Consider the following 15,003-nt stretch of genomic DNA (forward strand, 5'->3'; position numbering starts at 1 on the left):
TTGGCATCATCTCCGTCCATAGTAGGGTGGAATCTTAAACCACCTTTGTATGGTCCAAGAGCGTTGTTATGCTGAACTCTGTAGCCAGTAAATACTTCTACTTGTCCGTTATCCATCTTCACAGGAAAATGAACAAGGATTTCATTATTTGTAATTGATAAAATCTTCCTGATATCAGGATTCAAATTCATAATGTCAGCAGTTTTATTAAACTGTTCCATTACATTTTCATACATGCTTTTTTTAGCAGGTTCTTTTGCAGTAATCATAATTTTATTGATAGTGTTCGCAGTATATTTTTTTGTTCTCTTTCCAGGCGCAATAATTGTTCCTTTCACAATTAATGCATAATCCTATTTTTACCTGATGTTGCAATATCTCTAAACCGCATGATTTGATACCATTAAAAATATTTTCGGTACAGGCAATAATCGGAATCTGGGTTTGAGGAGATTTCTTAAAGGAAAGCTCCTGTAAATTTTGTGACATAATAACTCTATTCAATTATGGTGACGTGCCATAAAACAAACTGTGTGCCATAGTGTGATACATTTTTAAAAATATTTGATAATCAGTTAATTACTTTTTGAACAATTTTATAATCTAAATAAATACCGGAGAGAAAAGTACCAATCGGGTAAAAACTCCCCGGATATCTTAAAGCAGTTTTTGCCTTAATGTTTTTCTGTCTATCTGTAGAATTTCTGCTGCTTTGGTTTTATTGTCGCCAACAGCATGCAGTACTTTTAGTATGTGGTCTTTTTCAATATCTTTTAAGGGCTTTAGGGTTTCTCCTTCGGTAGGTTGTTGGTATTTCAAATAATCAGGAATGTCAACTATATCGATTGCGTAATCACACATAATTATCATTCTCTGTATAATGTTTTCTAATTCTCTCACATTTCCCGGCCACGAATGTCTTAGCAGGATTTCTATTGCCTTGTCAGAAATCGTACAATTCGGTTTTCCGTATTCAATGCCGTATTTTTTTATAAAGGTAGTAATTAAAGGACGGATGTCGTTCTTTCTTTCTCTCAAAGGTTTCGTTTCAATGCTTACTACATTTAACCTGTAATACAAATCTTCGCGAAAGCTTCCTTTTTGTACCATTTCGTATAAGTCATTATTGGTGGCAGAAATGACCCTGACATCTATTTTGTGGGCTTTTTGTGAGCCTATTCTTGTGACTTCCTTTTCCTGTAAAACCCTCAACAGTCTGGTTTGTACAGCTAATGGTGCCGTGCCAATCTCGTCCAAAAAGATTGTTCCGCCGTTTGCTGCCTGGAATAAACCAATCTTGCTTTCATTGGCACCTGTAAAGGCGCCCTTTTCATAACCAAATAATTCCGATTCCATCAGGTTTTCAGGAATTCCGCCACAATTCACAGCTACAAAAGGGTTTGATGCAAATGAGCCTTTAAAATGAATGGCTCTGGCAATCAGTTCTTTTCCGGTACCGCTTTCGCCCTGAATTAAAACGGTAGCTTTATTGTTTTTGACGCGTTCAATAACGTCAACTAAATTTTCAAATTGTTCGGAATCACCAACAATTCCGGCATAGTTTGTTATCTTTTTGTCAGAATCGGGAAGAGTAGGAGAGCTTTTTTTCTTTGAACCTATTTTTCCTTCAAACGAATTCTGTACCGCCTTTTTTAATTCTTCACTGGTAAATGGTTTTACGAGATAATCCAAAGCACCGGATTTTACAGCATTAACAGCCGTATCAACCGAAGGAAATCCGGTAATAACCAGTTTAGGAATTTCAGGAAAATGTTCTTCGGCAAATTTGATTAGCTCAATTCCGTTCAGGCCGGGCATTTGCAAATCTGTAATCAATAAATCGATAGCTACAACTTTAAGAATATCAATAGCTTCCATTACCGAAGAAGCCTTATAGGTATGGAAATTCTGCGCCTTTAAATTACGCTGTAACAATTCCAGCATATCATAATTGTCATCAACAATCAATATGTTTTCTTTTTTCAGCATTTTTTAGGAGTTTAAAGGGAGCCTTACTTGAAAAATTGTACCTTTTGGTTGGTTGTCCAATGCTATAATGTCGCCTTTATGACTTTTTACTATACCATGTACAACGCTCAATCCTAAGCCGGAACCTTCACCAATAGGCTTTGTAGTAAAGAATGGTTCAAATATGCGCGACTTGATTTCTTCGGGAATACCGCTTCCTTCGTCGGCAATCTCAATGTAAAAATTATTGGAATCGTCAGTAACTTTAACAGTAATGCTACTGTTTTGTGGAGCTACATAAATCGAATTTATAAGAATATTAAACAGGACCTGGGTCAATTGGATATTGTCTATCTGGGCTTTTAGTTCCGGATTGTCAAAGATAAGTTCATAAGAAACCTGTGCCTTCTTAAAATTAGGACCCAGGAGTGATAAGGCCTCAACTACAATAGGTTTAATAGGAACAATTTCCATGTTTTGTGGCATTTCACAAGAAAAGAACATTAGTTTTTTGACAATTTCTCTGGAATAAATGGCCGCATTGATGATTTTTGAAACATCCTGAGCTACCTGCCTATCGATATTCTGTTCGTTTATCAATTCGGCAAAACCAAGTATATTTCCGAGTGGTGTATTGAGTTCATGGGCAATTCCGGCTGTTATTTCACCAAGAATTGACAACCTGTCAATGCGTTCCACACTTCTCTGCAACTGCTTTTCTCTTTCCCGGATATGATTTTTCTCAATATAATTGCCAATTTCAAGGGCAACTTTATCCAACAGTTGCTGTTCTTCCTCAACCAGAAAAAAAGCCCCGCTGCTTATTGGATAATGTACCTTGATAAAACCGGCTTCTTTATCAAAAATAGAAATAGGACTAACCTGAAAACGGGTATCTTCCGGAAGTTTTGACGTTGTGAAATAAAAGTCATTGCATTGGAGCTCCACTATACTAACATCGCTAAACCGCCAGGCAATTTTTACAATAGTACAGATTTCCCTTAAGGCAGATTCAGAGCAGTTTGCATTCATGCTCGTGGTCTTTGAAATATCATAAAGACAGCTCAATTCCTTGATGCGTTCCTTAAGTTTTTCTTCTGTTGATATTTCAAGCATTTTTGCCTAATTTATAAAATAGTGGACCGCAAAGTTACTTATTAAATAGAATTGCAAAAAAATATTTGCTTCTTTTTAAGAAAAGTGAAAAAAAACTGGGTTTGGGTTATAAACCAAGGCGTTGTTTTAACCTTTGGAATAGGAGTGAAATTGTAAAAGCGTCATTAGAAGCCGTGTGCCTGTCACTCTTCGATATCTTAAAGTAAGCACCTAATTCATCTAATCTAAACTGCTTTTCTTCAGGGAGTTGTTTCCATTTCTTAAACATTACTTCAATGTCCAAAGCCTCATTTTTAAGTTTGCCACAATGTAATTTTTCTAAGGCAGTATTAATCATGGCAATATCAAAATGAATCCGGTGTCCTATCAAAACGGCATTGCCTAAATAGTTAATAAAAGCTTCTATGGCCTCACTTTCGGAATGTTTTTCCTCAGGAACTCCTTTTATGATACCTGTTTTTAAGGCTGTTTCAGGAGTAAATTTCTCCTGAAAAATAAGTGCTTCAAAACTATCTTTTACAACAATAGTATTGTTTTCTATAGCTACGGCACCAATAGACAGGATGACATCTTTTTCGGCATCCAGGCCTGTAGTTTCAGTACTAAATGCCACAAATCTTCTGGATTTGTTCTCAAACTTTCCGAGATAATCTTTCCAAAATTGTGGGTAATCTTTATTTATTTTTAGCCAATCCAGCATGATTTATGAAAAATAGGTGAGCTTAAACCTGCTCTTGATTAGTTCCTGAACTTCTTTTATGGGAATAAAGCAATTTTTTAGCTTGACTTTATCAGTTTTTGAAAGCTCCTCCAGATTAATAAATTGTCCGGAGCTGTCATTTTTTAAGCCTTCTACAGTCCTAAATTCAGATAGTGTAAGGAAAGCTTCGGCACAGTTTAGAAACAATTCTGAATTTCTAGGGTCGGCAATTGCCAACTGTTTGAAACGCATATAAGTATTGTTGATTCCTTTTATATTCTGATGCAAAACTAACAAACGCCCGGCATCAATAAGCGGGGTAAGGGCTCTTGTTTTGATGTCAAACATATCTTTATTTTCGCCTTCTTCTTCGACCAGGAATTGGCGAAAGAATCCTAATGGCGGTGGTTTTCTCAAGGCGTCATTGCCCAGATAGTCAAAAAACAATTTGTTTCCTTTCGCATTTTTGAAAATAATTTCCGTAAGGGCTTCTTCGATAGAAGTTTCACCAAAAGCAATTTCATAGTCAAAGAAAATAGTGTTTATCACTTCACTGTTTTCACCTGGAGTATTAATCCAATTTCCGTATTGTTTAATCCAGTCTGTCAGTGATTTACACCACATCATATTGCTTGAAACAAAACCATCCGGACTTAAGAAATAGCCCACCTTTTCAAGGGTAGAAGTTGTTCTTCGGGCCAAACGCAGGAAATAATCTTTTACATCGCGGTATTTGTCCTGAGGCACATCTTCAAAAACCAAAAAACTATCCTGGTCAGTTAGCAATAACTGTTCTTTTCTGCCCTGGCTGCCAATACTCAACCATGCAAATCGGGCAGGAGGAGAGCCCATTTCAAGAATAGCCAAATCAATAGCACGTCTTGTAATGGCGGTGTTGATTTCTCCTGAAATATTCATGATATGCGAAACCGGTATATCTTTTGTGATTGAAGTCTGTATCAATTCTGATAATTTTTCACGAATACGTTTCAAATCTTTAGCTGATTGTGCACGTTTAACTTCCTTAATCAATACACCAGGGTTATTGGCCTGTGCAACCACCAAATCATTTTCAGAAATAATTCCCCTTACAGGAGATTTGTCTGAACCGTCTTCCGTAACGCAGAGATAATCTACATTGTATTTAAGCATATATACCTGAGCTTCGGCAAGAGAAAGGTCTTCAGGTACCGTAACCACAGGTGAAGTCATTATTTTAGCTGCGGTAGTCGAGATTTGGAAGTGACCGGTAGCAATCTTAGAACGCAAATCTTTATCAGTTACGATTCCAATCGGGAAATCATCTTTTGTGATAATGACACTCCCAATCAGCTTGTCGGTCATCATCTGGGCAATATCTCTAACAATAGCTTCAGGAGAAGCTGTTATTGGCTCTTTTGAATACTGGATGGATTGGAAATATTGTATATCGGCCTGTTGTTCCTTATAGATAATATTTTCAGAAATCAGCTTTCCTCTATGTTCCTTGTCATAGGGATTTCGTGTATTAGAGGCAAAGCTCTCCAACATAAAACTCATTACATCATGATTGGCAAACACATAGGGTTGGAAAATCTGTATCGGAATTGCATAAACAATACTCTCTTCACGGGCTTTTGCCGTCATCAGATAATTGTTTTTGGCAAAAAACGGACGAAGCCCTAAAATATCGCCTTCATCACATTTGTCAATTAAAGTTTCTTCGGCATCAGAAGTTACGGATAACCCAATAGCCCCGGAAGCCACAATGTAAAAGCTATCATGACAGGCATCGCCAATCTGGAAAAGAATCTTACCTTTTTCGAGATAAAGTACCTTAACTTCAGAAGCAATATGCAGTAATTCCTGGTAATTTAAGCTGTTGAAAGGCGGATAGTTCTTGAGAAAATCAACAACCTTCTCCGCAATCGGGTTTTTCATAAAATCTTGTTAGCTAGATGATAAGTAAAAATAAAATTTATTCTGATTCTTTGCAAAAGAAGTTTAAAAATACTTCCACGCTATTTTCCCTGAATTTGTGAAAGAGTAATCAGTACAATAGAACCAAGGGCAAGAACAATTCCGATATAGTTTTTTAAAGTGACTTTCTCTTTAAAAGCGACAATTCCAACCAAACTGCCCAAAACAATTACACCCAGGTTCATAGCCGCGAAAACGGTGGAAGGATTCTCTGAAAAAGCCTTATGTGCTTTTAAATAAAACAGGATATTTCCAAAGTTTAAAATTCCTAAAAAGGCACCTATAATAATGTTTTTCCATTGTATGAGATTCTTCTTTACAAAAACAGAGTATATCGTAAAACACAATGCCAATACTAAAGCGCCACAGAATACTATAAATAGGGAAGTGGTGTAAGGAATACTTTTTTCCAGAGCAATCTGCTTAAATAAGATATCAATGATTCCAAACCCTAATAGTACCAACACGGGAAAAATCCATCTGTTTTCCTGGGTGTCTGATTGTTTTTTGGATAGCGTAAGAAAAATAGCCGGAAAACCAACAATCAGCCCCATTAATTTTAAAGTTGTAAAGTTTTCCTTAAAAATAAAATAAGCTGCCAGAATAGGAATAAACAGGGATAGGCGTTGGGCAATATCAGTCTTAACTATACCAATGTGTTTTATAGAAGAAGCCAGTAATAAGAACACAGAAGGCAATAAAATGGCAAGTCCTATATATATTTTCCAGGGCGAACTGCTATTCACTACAGAAGCATCAGGCCGGAAGGTAATATAACACAATCCCAACGCCAAAATATAGTTTACAGCTATGACCTGGATAATATCAAATGAATATCTTTTTGAAAATTTAAGAAGCGCTCCTACCGAAACACTGCAAATTATGCTTAAGACTATATAGAACATTTTAAAATCTTTTAACTACAAAAGTAACTGAAAATAGCATTCATTTTTGGTGTTAAAATTCTTAAAAGAATTATAAATAAAAAATCAACAGACATTCACTTGATTATCTTTACTAGCCAAAACATAACAAATTAACAATCAACACAAATCACATGAAACTACAAAAAAGAATTGGAATATTTCTGATGACATTAGTAATGACTGCTTTCGCGAATGCCCAGGATAAAAAGGCAAGTCCGGCAGAAACAGTTACCGGAAAAATTAATGGTGCAACAATTACTATCAACTATGGTAGCCCATCCGTAAAAGGAAGGGCTATTTGGGGAGAACTTGTTCCTTTTGGAGAAGTATGGCGAGCCGGAGCTAATGAGGCTACAACTTTTGAAACTGATAAAGAAATTACCGTTGAAGGTAAAAAATTGCCTGCCGGAAAATATGCTTTCTTTGTAATTCCGGAAAAAGATGCCGCAACTATTATTTTCAACAAAGAGTGGAAACAATGGGGGGCTTATAAAATGGATGCCAAACAGGACCAGTTAAGAGTAAAAGTAACTCCTAAAAAATCAGCTTCAATGACTGAAAAGCTGGTTTATAAAATCAACAAGGACAATATTACCCTAAGTTGGGAAAACTGGGATATCCCTGTAAAAATTAAATAGATTTTCTTCAATACTTAATTTAGATGAAGCACTGTCTGTAAAGGGCAGTGTTTTTTATTTTATGTCAGTTGTGTAGTACTGATTATTTTTTTTAAATTTATAGTGTAACAACAATCATAATCATGGCATTTATAGACTATTACAGCGTTTTAGAAGTTGACAAAAAGGCTAGTACTGACGAAATAAAAAAAGCATACCGGAAATTGGCCCGGAAATACCATCCGGATTTAAATCCGAATGATACTGAGGCCAATAAAAAATTCCAGCAGATTAATGAAGCCAATGAAGTCTTAAGCGACCCTGAAAAAAGAAAAAAGTATGATGCTTATGGTGAAAACTGGCAGCATGCAGAAGAATATGAAAAGGCAAGGCAATCTCAATCACAATCGCAATCGCAATATTCAGGCAGTTCCTATTCCAATTTTGGCGATGATGCTTCATTTGGTAATGCTGATTTTTCGGATTTTTTTGAATCCATGTTTGGAGGCAGACGAAGTAGTGGCAGGCAAGCCGGTTTCAAAGGACAGGATTATAATGCCGAACTGCATTTGAAACTCCGCGATATTGCCCAAACCCATAAGCAGACCATTACCGTAAACGGGAAAAATTTAAGGATTACGGTTCCGGCAGGTGTAGCAGACGGACAAGTTATAAAACTAAAAGGACACGGAGGTCCGGGAGCCAATAACGGACCGGCAGGGGATTTGTATATTACGTTTAGGATTGAAGAAGATGCGGAATACAAACGACTTAATAACGATTTATATAAAACAGTAAGTTTGGATTTGTTTACGGCAATTTTAGGAGGAGAAATCACTGTTGAAACCTTAGATGGAAAGGTTAAGCTGAAAGTTCCGCCAGAAACCCAGAACGGAACAAAAGTCAGGCTTAAAAACAAAGGAATGGCCGTTTATAAAAAAGAAGGCTCATTTGGTGACCTGATTATAACGTATGACATTAAGATTCCAACCAACTTGACTGAAAAACAAAAAGAAGCTTTTAGGGAATTATCTAAACTTTAAAAAATTAGGAGATGAAAATCGAAAGAATCATTATATCAGATTACTGCAACCATTATAAAATTGAAAGGACATTCATAGATATTCTGGACGAAATGGGAATCATTCCGTTTGAAAACAAGAATAACGAAAAATTTATGGATTCTGAAAAATTAGAAGATTTAGACCGTTGTCGGCAATTGTATTATGAACTGCACATCAATCCGGAAGGAATCGATGCGATTTTAAATCTGCTTCAAAAACAAAAAAAACTCCAGCAAGAAATCCAGGATTTAAAAAACCGATTACGATTGCACGAATAATTATTTACGCTTTTTAAAATATTTTGGTACGTAGAATAATAAGAAGATAACAAGCAGTATAAATAAATATTCCATTGATATGATTTTGTATGCAAATATAGTTGTGATAAAGGAGAATATTGGTTTAGTTTGGAAAAAGTTTATTTTACATAATATAAATTATAGGTCAAAATAGTCCTCGCAGGCTCGGTTGCCCTATAATAATATTATGTAAAATAATTGGTGTGTCTTTCATAAGGAAGTTTAGTTTTCGGAAGTATTTAGACCTATAATTAGTCATTATGTTCGGAGCCTCCGGAAATAGCCGCTCGGCCAACGCGCTTGTTTGCTAAAAATTAAATGTGTTTGGAAATAAATTTACACATTGAATTTTTGCTGCACAATTTGCCGACGCTCGTCCTGTCGATTTAATTTTTTTTGCCAACGCTCGGGAAAGCGAAATTTTATTTTCGTGGAGTTCGCTGGCATACAAAAAATGCCAATGTGCCTGACGGCTTTTTTTTGGCATTTTTCTATGCTGGCGCTCACACGTTAATTATCTGTTCTTTTGCCTTGATGCAAAAGAACCAAAAAATCAAGGCTATGATGCCCTCGCTAAAAACCGACTGCGCTACGCTAAAATGTAAAAACTCGCTTCGCTCAAACAGTTTACATTTTTTAACGCTTCGCTACGTCCGTTTTTTAAACGCTCATTCATCAATGCCGGAGAGTGTGCTTCAATCATGTTTCTATTTAACATAATGTGGAGAAATTCTGCTTCAAGAGAAGCTTGTTTTAATTTTATAAATCAGCGTTTTATAAAATAATAGTACTACTCCACTGCTCTATTTAATGGTTGATATACCACAGCTTTTTGCCACATATTGTGATTATGGGATGGTAATTAAAGATACTAAATACTTTACGGCAAACCGTAATTTTGCGTATTTCCAATAGCTTATCTTTGTTACTCTCGGCGTTTTTCATATCATTGTGCTTTTATGCCGTGAAGTAAGACAAGACTTACGGGATAATCAATTCCTTTTCAGGATGTTTTATCTTGAAAAAAGCATAATTTAGAAACTTCATTTGCCAATAGTTGTTAATTATTTTAACTAAAAACAGTATATTTGAGATTTATGATACATACCGATATGCCAAACAAGAAAATACACCAAGGTCGAAATATAAAGCGTTTCCGTGAAATGCTCGGCATCAAGCAAGACGCCCTAGCCTACGAATTGGGCGAAGACTGGAACCAAAAGAAAATCTCTCTCCTGGAACAAAAAGAATCCGTAGAAAAGGATATTTTAGAACAAGTAGCTAAGATCCTAAAGTTACCTATTGAAGCTATTGAAAACTTTGACGAAGAACAGGCAGTAAACGTCATTGCAAATACTTATTCTTTCCAAGATTTTAAGGATAATGCTGTTGCATCAGGATTTAGTTATCAGCCATCTTTTAACCCAATAGATAAAATGGTTGACCTTTATGAACGTATGCTTCAACAACAAAAGGAAATGATTGAAAAGTTGGAGAAATTGATTGAAGGGAAATAATGAAACTATTAAAGAGATAATATAATGCTAAAGATTAATAATCTAAAAATTGAAGGAATTGGCCCTATCAAGAATTTAGAGCTAAATTTTAATAATCAATTTAATATTATTTGTGGTCAAAATGGAATTGGTAAGACTACTATTTTAGATTGTTTGGCACAATCATTTGGTAATTTTAATACTTCACTAAAAAAAATGGCTAATGTTACTGCTGGTAGATGGGATATTAATATTTCAATAAATGGCACACCAACCAGTAAAACGTTTAGTCTCAATAATTTTCGCCCAGATCAAAATAGTAGATCAACGAGTGGTTTTTTAAGCAATTCAAATGAAGTTATTGTTTTCAAAACACATAGGGATATTCAGTATCAGCAGTTAGCTTCATTGACGACTGAACCATTAAAAGATAACTTTGCTTTCGCAGGTGAAACATTATATGGCTCTCATCCAAGTAATATCAAAAATTGGTTTGTAAGAAAACATTTATGGTCTGCGCACCCAGATAGTTTGAATGATGAACAAATAAAAAACATTAATCTAGCAAAAGAGTGTTTTAGCTTACTTAATAATAATATTTCATTTAGTAGAGTTGATCCAGATACTCATGATATTATGCTAAATACTCCCAATGGAGAAATTTTCTTTGAATATTTATCGTCAGGATATAAATCTTGTATGGCAGTATTACTTGGGCTAATAAAAGAAGTAGAATTTCGATATAAAGAGCCAAGTATATTTATAAAAGATTTTGATGGAATTGTATTTATTGATGAAATAGATCTTCATTTACATCCTGAATGGCAAGCAAAAATATATGAGGCTATAAAGGAAATTCTACCAAATGCACAAGTATTTACATCTACCCATAGCCCTCATCTTATACAAGTTGCTGAAGCAAAAGAAATAATACCGTTAATACTTGATGAAGACAATAATGTTATACCAAACACTATTGTTAATGATATTTATGGTTGCCAAGGTTGGTCAGTAGAAGAAATATTGACTGATATTATGGGAATGACCGAAACTCGAACTTCTACATACTTAAATGCTATTGAAAATTTTAATAAAGCTATTGATATTGAAAATTTAGAAAAAGCAACTGCAAGTTTTGAAATACTTGACGCTATGTTACATCCAGAAAATTCATTAAAAAAAATACTAAAAATACAATTAGCAGGTATTTCATAGCATGATTAAATTAACAAGAACTCCCAAACCTTTAGAGCTTACAGCAGTATTTCAAGCCCAACTGACAAAGGAATATAAAACAACTGGAAAATCAGTATGGAATCGTGATTCTATAAAAAAAGGATTATTAGCTCTTTCAAATAATAAGTGCTGCTATTGTGAAGCAAACATTAGTGAAGAAAGTAAATATTTAGAAGTAGAACATTTTCATCATAAAGATAAATATGAAGACGAAGTTGTTGAATGGGAAAATCTACTTCCATCATGTAAAAAATGTAATGGTACTAAAGGAGATCATGATACTGTTTTAGAGCCTATAATAAATCCATGTTTAATAGATCCTAAAAACCATTTGAAATATTGGCTTTATAGAATCAATGGCTGTGATGCATTAGGAGAGTTAACAGTTTCTGTATTGAATTTGAATGATCCAGATAGGCTTGTTAAAAAAAGATTTGAAATTGGGAATGCAATTCAAGATCAATTTAAAATTATAAAAGAGTTATTTGATGATTATATAGGAGGTATTCAAACAAGTACAAATAGAAAGAATAGAATAATCAATAGGACTAAAGAGCTAATGAAAGAAGGTCTTCCCGATTCAATTTACTCTGCAACTTCCGCCACAATAATTCTAATAGATGCAAATTTTACATTTATTAAGGACAATCTTATAAAGCTAGGTTTTTGGGATCAAGAGTTAATTGATCTCGAAGAAGACATAAAAAAAACAGCCTTTAATCATGAAAAATGATGAAAGCATTATAATGAGCTTATAGGTTAAAGAACTAATAGAAAATCTGAGAATTTATATTACATGGAGTCTAAAGCATTAAATCAACTATTTTCAAAAGGATGGGCTGAATTTAGTTCTTCAACGGATGATGATACATTAGTTGACCTTTCAAAAAAAACAGGAGAAATCATAGTACATCCAAATGGTAATTATATAGATTATCTAAAACCTAAAAACAAAGAAGAAGCAACAAAAAATACGTTTAGCTATAATTTTGAGTTAGACAAATTTCCATTCCATACGGATACAGCTTTTTGGGAACTACCGGCAAGATTTGTTTTATTAAGCTGTGAAAATAAAAGTGATACAGGAACTACTTTTGTAACATTCAATGATATTTATAAGGATCTAACTTCTCTTGAAATCTCAGAATTAAAAAAGTCTATCTTTTTAATAAAAACCACAACTAAAAACTTTTATACATCATTTCTAAACAAGCACTTAAACCAAGAATTTATCAGATTTGATAGCAATTGTATGAAACCAGTAAATAAAAGTGCAAAAACAACTTTAGAAATTATAGACGAAAAATTAAATAAACTTGCTATAAATAAAATTACTTGGGATAAGCCAAAAGTATTTGTATTTGATAATTGGAAGATTCTTCATGGTAGAGAATCTGTGAAGAATAACGAAAATAGAATTTTAAAAAGAATATATATTAAATAATTATGAGTTGGGAAAGAGAACCATTATTTGTAAAATCAAAGCTTTTCTTTGAAAAAGGATTTGATGAAGATAAAGAAAGTCCATTTTTTGGTCTATGGTGTGCTATGGGATTAGAATTACTTATTCGTTCAGCCGTAGCAAATGTTAGCCCTACTCTTTTGGCTGAACCAGACCCATTACATCAAAATTTATTGCATGCATTAAATCTGGGATCTGCAAAAAGTAAAAGAAAATCTTTAGGGACTGTACAGGTATTATCGCTTTGTCAAACTTTAATTACTGATTTCACAGAAGAACACTTTAAAATTTCTTCTGCAATAATTAATCAACGTAATGAAGAATTACATACAGGAGGTGCAGCATTCGAAGATTATCCAACCTCACAATGGATTGCAGGTTTTTACAAGTGTTGTAAAATTTTAAGTGAATTTCAAGGCGAATCTTTAAATTCACTGCTAGGGAGCGAAATTGAAGAAGAAGCTAATATTATTCTATCGGAGGTTAAGGAAGAAGAATTTGGAAAAACAAAATCGGCGATTGCTGCTCATAAAAAGGTTTTTGAAAATAAAACTGAAGAAGATCAAGAAAATCTGAAAACTGAGTCTGAAAAGAATAGTAATAAATTGGCATACAGAGGACATCATAGAGTTAAATGTCCTTCTTGTTCTAGTTTAGCTACTGTTATTGGAGAGCCTTATGGTAAGGAAAATATAGAAACAAGTGATGGCGAAATTATTGTAAGACAATCAATACTTCCTACAAAATTCCATTGCACAGCATGTGAACTTAAACTCAATGGATATAACGCTTTAACAGCAGCAAATTTATCGAATCATTATACTCGCAGAACCATATACAGCCCCGAAGATTATTTTGATATGATTAATCCTGATGATTTTGATAGAATATCTGAAAAATTTCATGAATTTGGAGGATATGAAGAATATAATAACGAATAATTACTTCATAAATATACGCCATGACAAAAACACAAATTGAAGAATACTTAATAAAACTTGAAAATGAGTTATTAAACAATTCAGAAAAGAAAAAAATTGAGCTTAGCAGAAATTGGGCTAATTCTTTTCCGAATGCATCTGCTGTATATATATTTCGTGAGGATGGCGAGATTTGTTATGTTGGAGAAACAGGAAGTATTCAAGGCAGAATGAATGATATTCTGAATACTAAAAATCATACTCTACGAAGAAATTTAGGGAATCATCATTTTTCTGAACTCCCAAACTATGAAAAACCTAGTTCAAGAAAAGGCTTCTGCGAAGAAATTGAGAACCTACTTAATGAAAAAATAATAACAGATCTAACTGTTTCATACATCTTGGTAGATTTAGGCAGAAAAGAACTGGAAGAAAGGCTGTATGATAAATTCGCCCCTAAATACTCCATAAAAGGAAAACGTGGAACTAAAAAGAGTTACACTTTAGATGATAAGCGGCTTGAAAACAAAAACGCTTATCAACCTTGGAAACAGGAAGACGATGATAGATTGGAACTTCTTTTTTGTGAGGGAAAAACAATCGGAGAATTATCGGTTATATTCGGAAGAAACAACGGAGCAATAAGGTCACGAATTGATAAGCTGGAGCTTCGGGAAAAATATGGGCGCTAAGCAACATGTTTCACTTTTTTTCAAAATAAAATAATAGCTAATTAAACGGCTCCGCCGTTAATATTGCTATTCATATCTACAGGCTTTCTCTACATTATTTTGTGAGGCACATTTTGTTTATTTATCACATTCGGGATTACAGGCACATTAGGGATTGTTTGGGCGTGCCCCCTGCCCTTTTTTCAGTTGTTTATTGGTTGGTCAGGGGTCGGGCTATGCGCTTTATCTTTTGTTCGTAAACTCTCAAAAGGATGCCGCTGCTATCCCTCACGCGGAGTGGTGTTTAACGAGGAAGTGAGTCGGTTTTATGGAGGTTTATCGGTTAAAGAGTGAAAATAAAATTCCCCTTTTCCCCCGCTCTAAAAAATTAAATACCAAAGCTATTTAACATAATGCTCCGTACATTATAGGTCAAAATAGTCCTCGCAGGCTCGGTTGCCCTATAATAATATTATGTAAAATAATTGGTGTGTCTATCACAAGGATGTTTGGCTTTCAGAAGTATTTAGACCTATAATTAGTCATTATGTTCGGAGCCTCCGGAAATA

The 15,003-nt window shown here is 34.3% G+C and carries 15 protein-coding genes; 9 read left to right on the forward strand and 6 right to left on the reverse strand.

Going from position 1 to position 15,003, the window contains the following annotated elements; genetic code table 11:
* The 6 genes from BGO88_RS10450 to BGO88_RS10475 form a co-directional block, all read right to left on the reverse strand.
* The coding region (locus tag BGO88_RS10450; RefSeq protein ID WP_502686507.1) for a Glu/Leu/Phe/Val dehydrogenase dimerization domain-containing protein at positions 1-269 on the reverse strand (269 nt) is incomplete at its 3' end.
* Positions 270-657: 388 nt separating this feature from the next.
* Complete coding sequence (locus BGO88_RS10455; RefSeq protein ID WP_286706839.1) at positions 658-1,989, reverse strand: sigma-54-dependent transcriptional regulator; 1,332 nt, start codon at positions 1,987-1,989, stop codon at positions 658-660.
* Between the two features lie 3 nt (positions 1,990-1,992).
* On the reverse strand, positions 1,993-3,084 hold the full coding sequence (locus tag BGO88_RS10460; protein ID WP_286706840.1) for a sensor histidine kinase: 1,092 nt from the start codon (positions 3,082-3,084) through the stop codon (positions 1,993-1,995).
* Between the two features lie 106 nt (positions 3,085-3,190).
* Entirely contained in the window at positions 3,191-3,784 is a 594-nt protein-coding gene (locus BGO88_RS10465; RefSeq protein WP_286706841.1) for a 3'-5' exonuclease, read from the reverse strand.
* Between the two features lie 3 nt (positions 3,785-3,787).
* Complete coding sequence (locus BGO88_RS10470) at positions 3,788-5,704, reverse strand: DUF294 nucleotidyltransferase-like domain-containing protein (RefSeq protein ID WP_056073560.1); 1,917 nt, start codon at positions 5,702-5,704, stop codon at positions 3,788-3,790.
* Between the two features lie 80 nt (positions 5,705-5,784).
* Complete coding sequence (locus BGO88_RS10475) at positions 5,785-6,648, reverse strand: EamA family transporter (RefSeq protein WP_286706842.1); 864 nt, start codon at positions 6,646-6,648, stop codon at positions 5,785-5,787.
* Positions 6,649-6,800: 152 nt separating this feature from the next.
* Here BGO88_RS10475 and BGO88_RS10480 point away from each other — a divergent pair, with 152 nt between their 5' ends.
* From BGO88_RS10480 to BGO88_RS10520, 9 genes are all read left to right on the forward strand, one after another.
* Positions 6,801-7,307 (forward strand): DUF2911 domain-containing protein, encoded by a 507-nt coding sequence (locus tag BGO88_RS10480; RefSeq protein WP_286706843.1) that lies wholly within the window; start codon positions 6,801-6,803, stop codon positions 7,305-7,307.
* Positions 7,308-7,429: 122 nt separating this feature from the next.
* A complete protein-coding gene (locus tag BGO88_RS10485) occupies positions 7,430-8,329 on the forward strand; it encodes a DnaJ C-terminal domain-containing protein (protein WP_286706844.1) in 900 nt (299 codons plus the stop codon).
* An 11-nt stretch (positions 8,330-8,340) separates the two neighbouring features.
* Positions 8,341-8,628, forward strand: a complete 288-nt coding sequence (locus tag BGO88_RS10490) for a chaperone modulator CbpM (RefSeq protein WP_277016892.1) — start codon at positions 8,341-8,343, stop codon at positions 8,626-8,628.
* Between the two features lie 1,118 nt (positions 8,629-9,746).
* Positions 9,747-10,166 carry a helix-turn-helix domain-containing protein gene (locus BGO88_RS10495; protein ID WP_286706845.1) on the forward strand — a complete coding sequence of 140 codons (420 nt, stop codon included), beginning with the start codon at positions 9,747-9,749 and terminating at the stop codon, positions 10,164-10,166.
* Positions 10,167-10,190: 24 nt separating this feature from the next.
* A complete protein-coding gene (locus BGO88_RS10500) occupies positions 10,191-11,360 on the forward strand; it encodes an AAA family ATPase (RefSeq protein WP_286706846.1) in 1,170 nt (389 codons plus the stop codon).
* Between the two features lies 1 nt (position 11,361).
* On the forward strand, positions 11,362-12,114 hold the full coding sequence (locus tag BGO88_RS10505; protein WP_286706847.1) for an HNH endonuclease: 753 nt from the start codon (positions 11,362-11,364) through the stop codon (positions 12,112-12,114).
* A 63-nt stretch (positions 12,115-12,177) separates the two neighbouring features.
* Positions 12,178-12,825, forward strand: a complete 648-nt coding sequence (locus BGO88_RS10510; RefSeq protein WP_286706848.1) for a Fe(II)-2OG oxygenase family protein — start codon at positions 12,178-12,180, stop codon at positions 12,823-12,825.
* Positions 12,826-12,827: 2 nt separating this feature from the next.
* Entirely contained in the window at positions 12,828-13,784 is a 957-nt protein-coding gene (locus BGO88_RS10515; protein WP_286706849.1) for a hypothetical protein, read from the forward strand.
* A gap of 20 nt (positions 13,785-13,804) precedes the next feature.
* Positions 13,805-14,455 carry a hypothetical protein gene (locus BGO88_RS10520; RefSeq protein ID WP_286706850.1) on the forward strand — a complete coding sequence of 217 codons (651 nt, stop codon included), beginning with the start codon at positions 13,805-13,807 and terminating at the stop codon, positions 14,453-14,455.
* The last annotated feature ends 548 nt before the right edge of the window (positions 14,456-15,003 follow it).

The organism is Flavobacterium sp. 38-13, assembly GCF_001899155.1.
GTDB classification, from domain to species: domain Bacteria; phylum Bacteroidota; class Bacteroidia; order Flavobacteriales; family Flavobacteriaceae; genus Flavobacterium; species Flavobacterium lindanitolerans.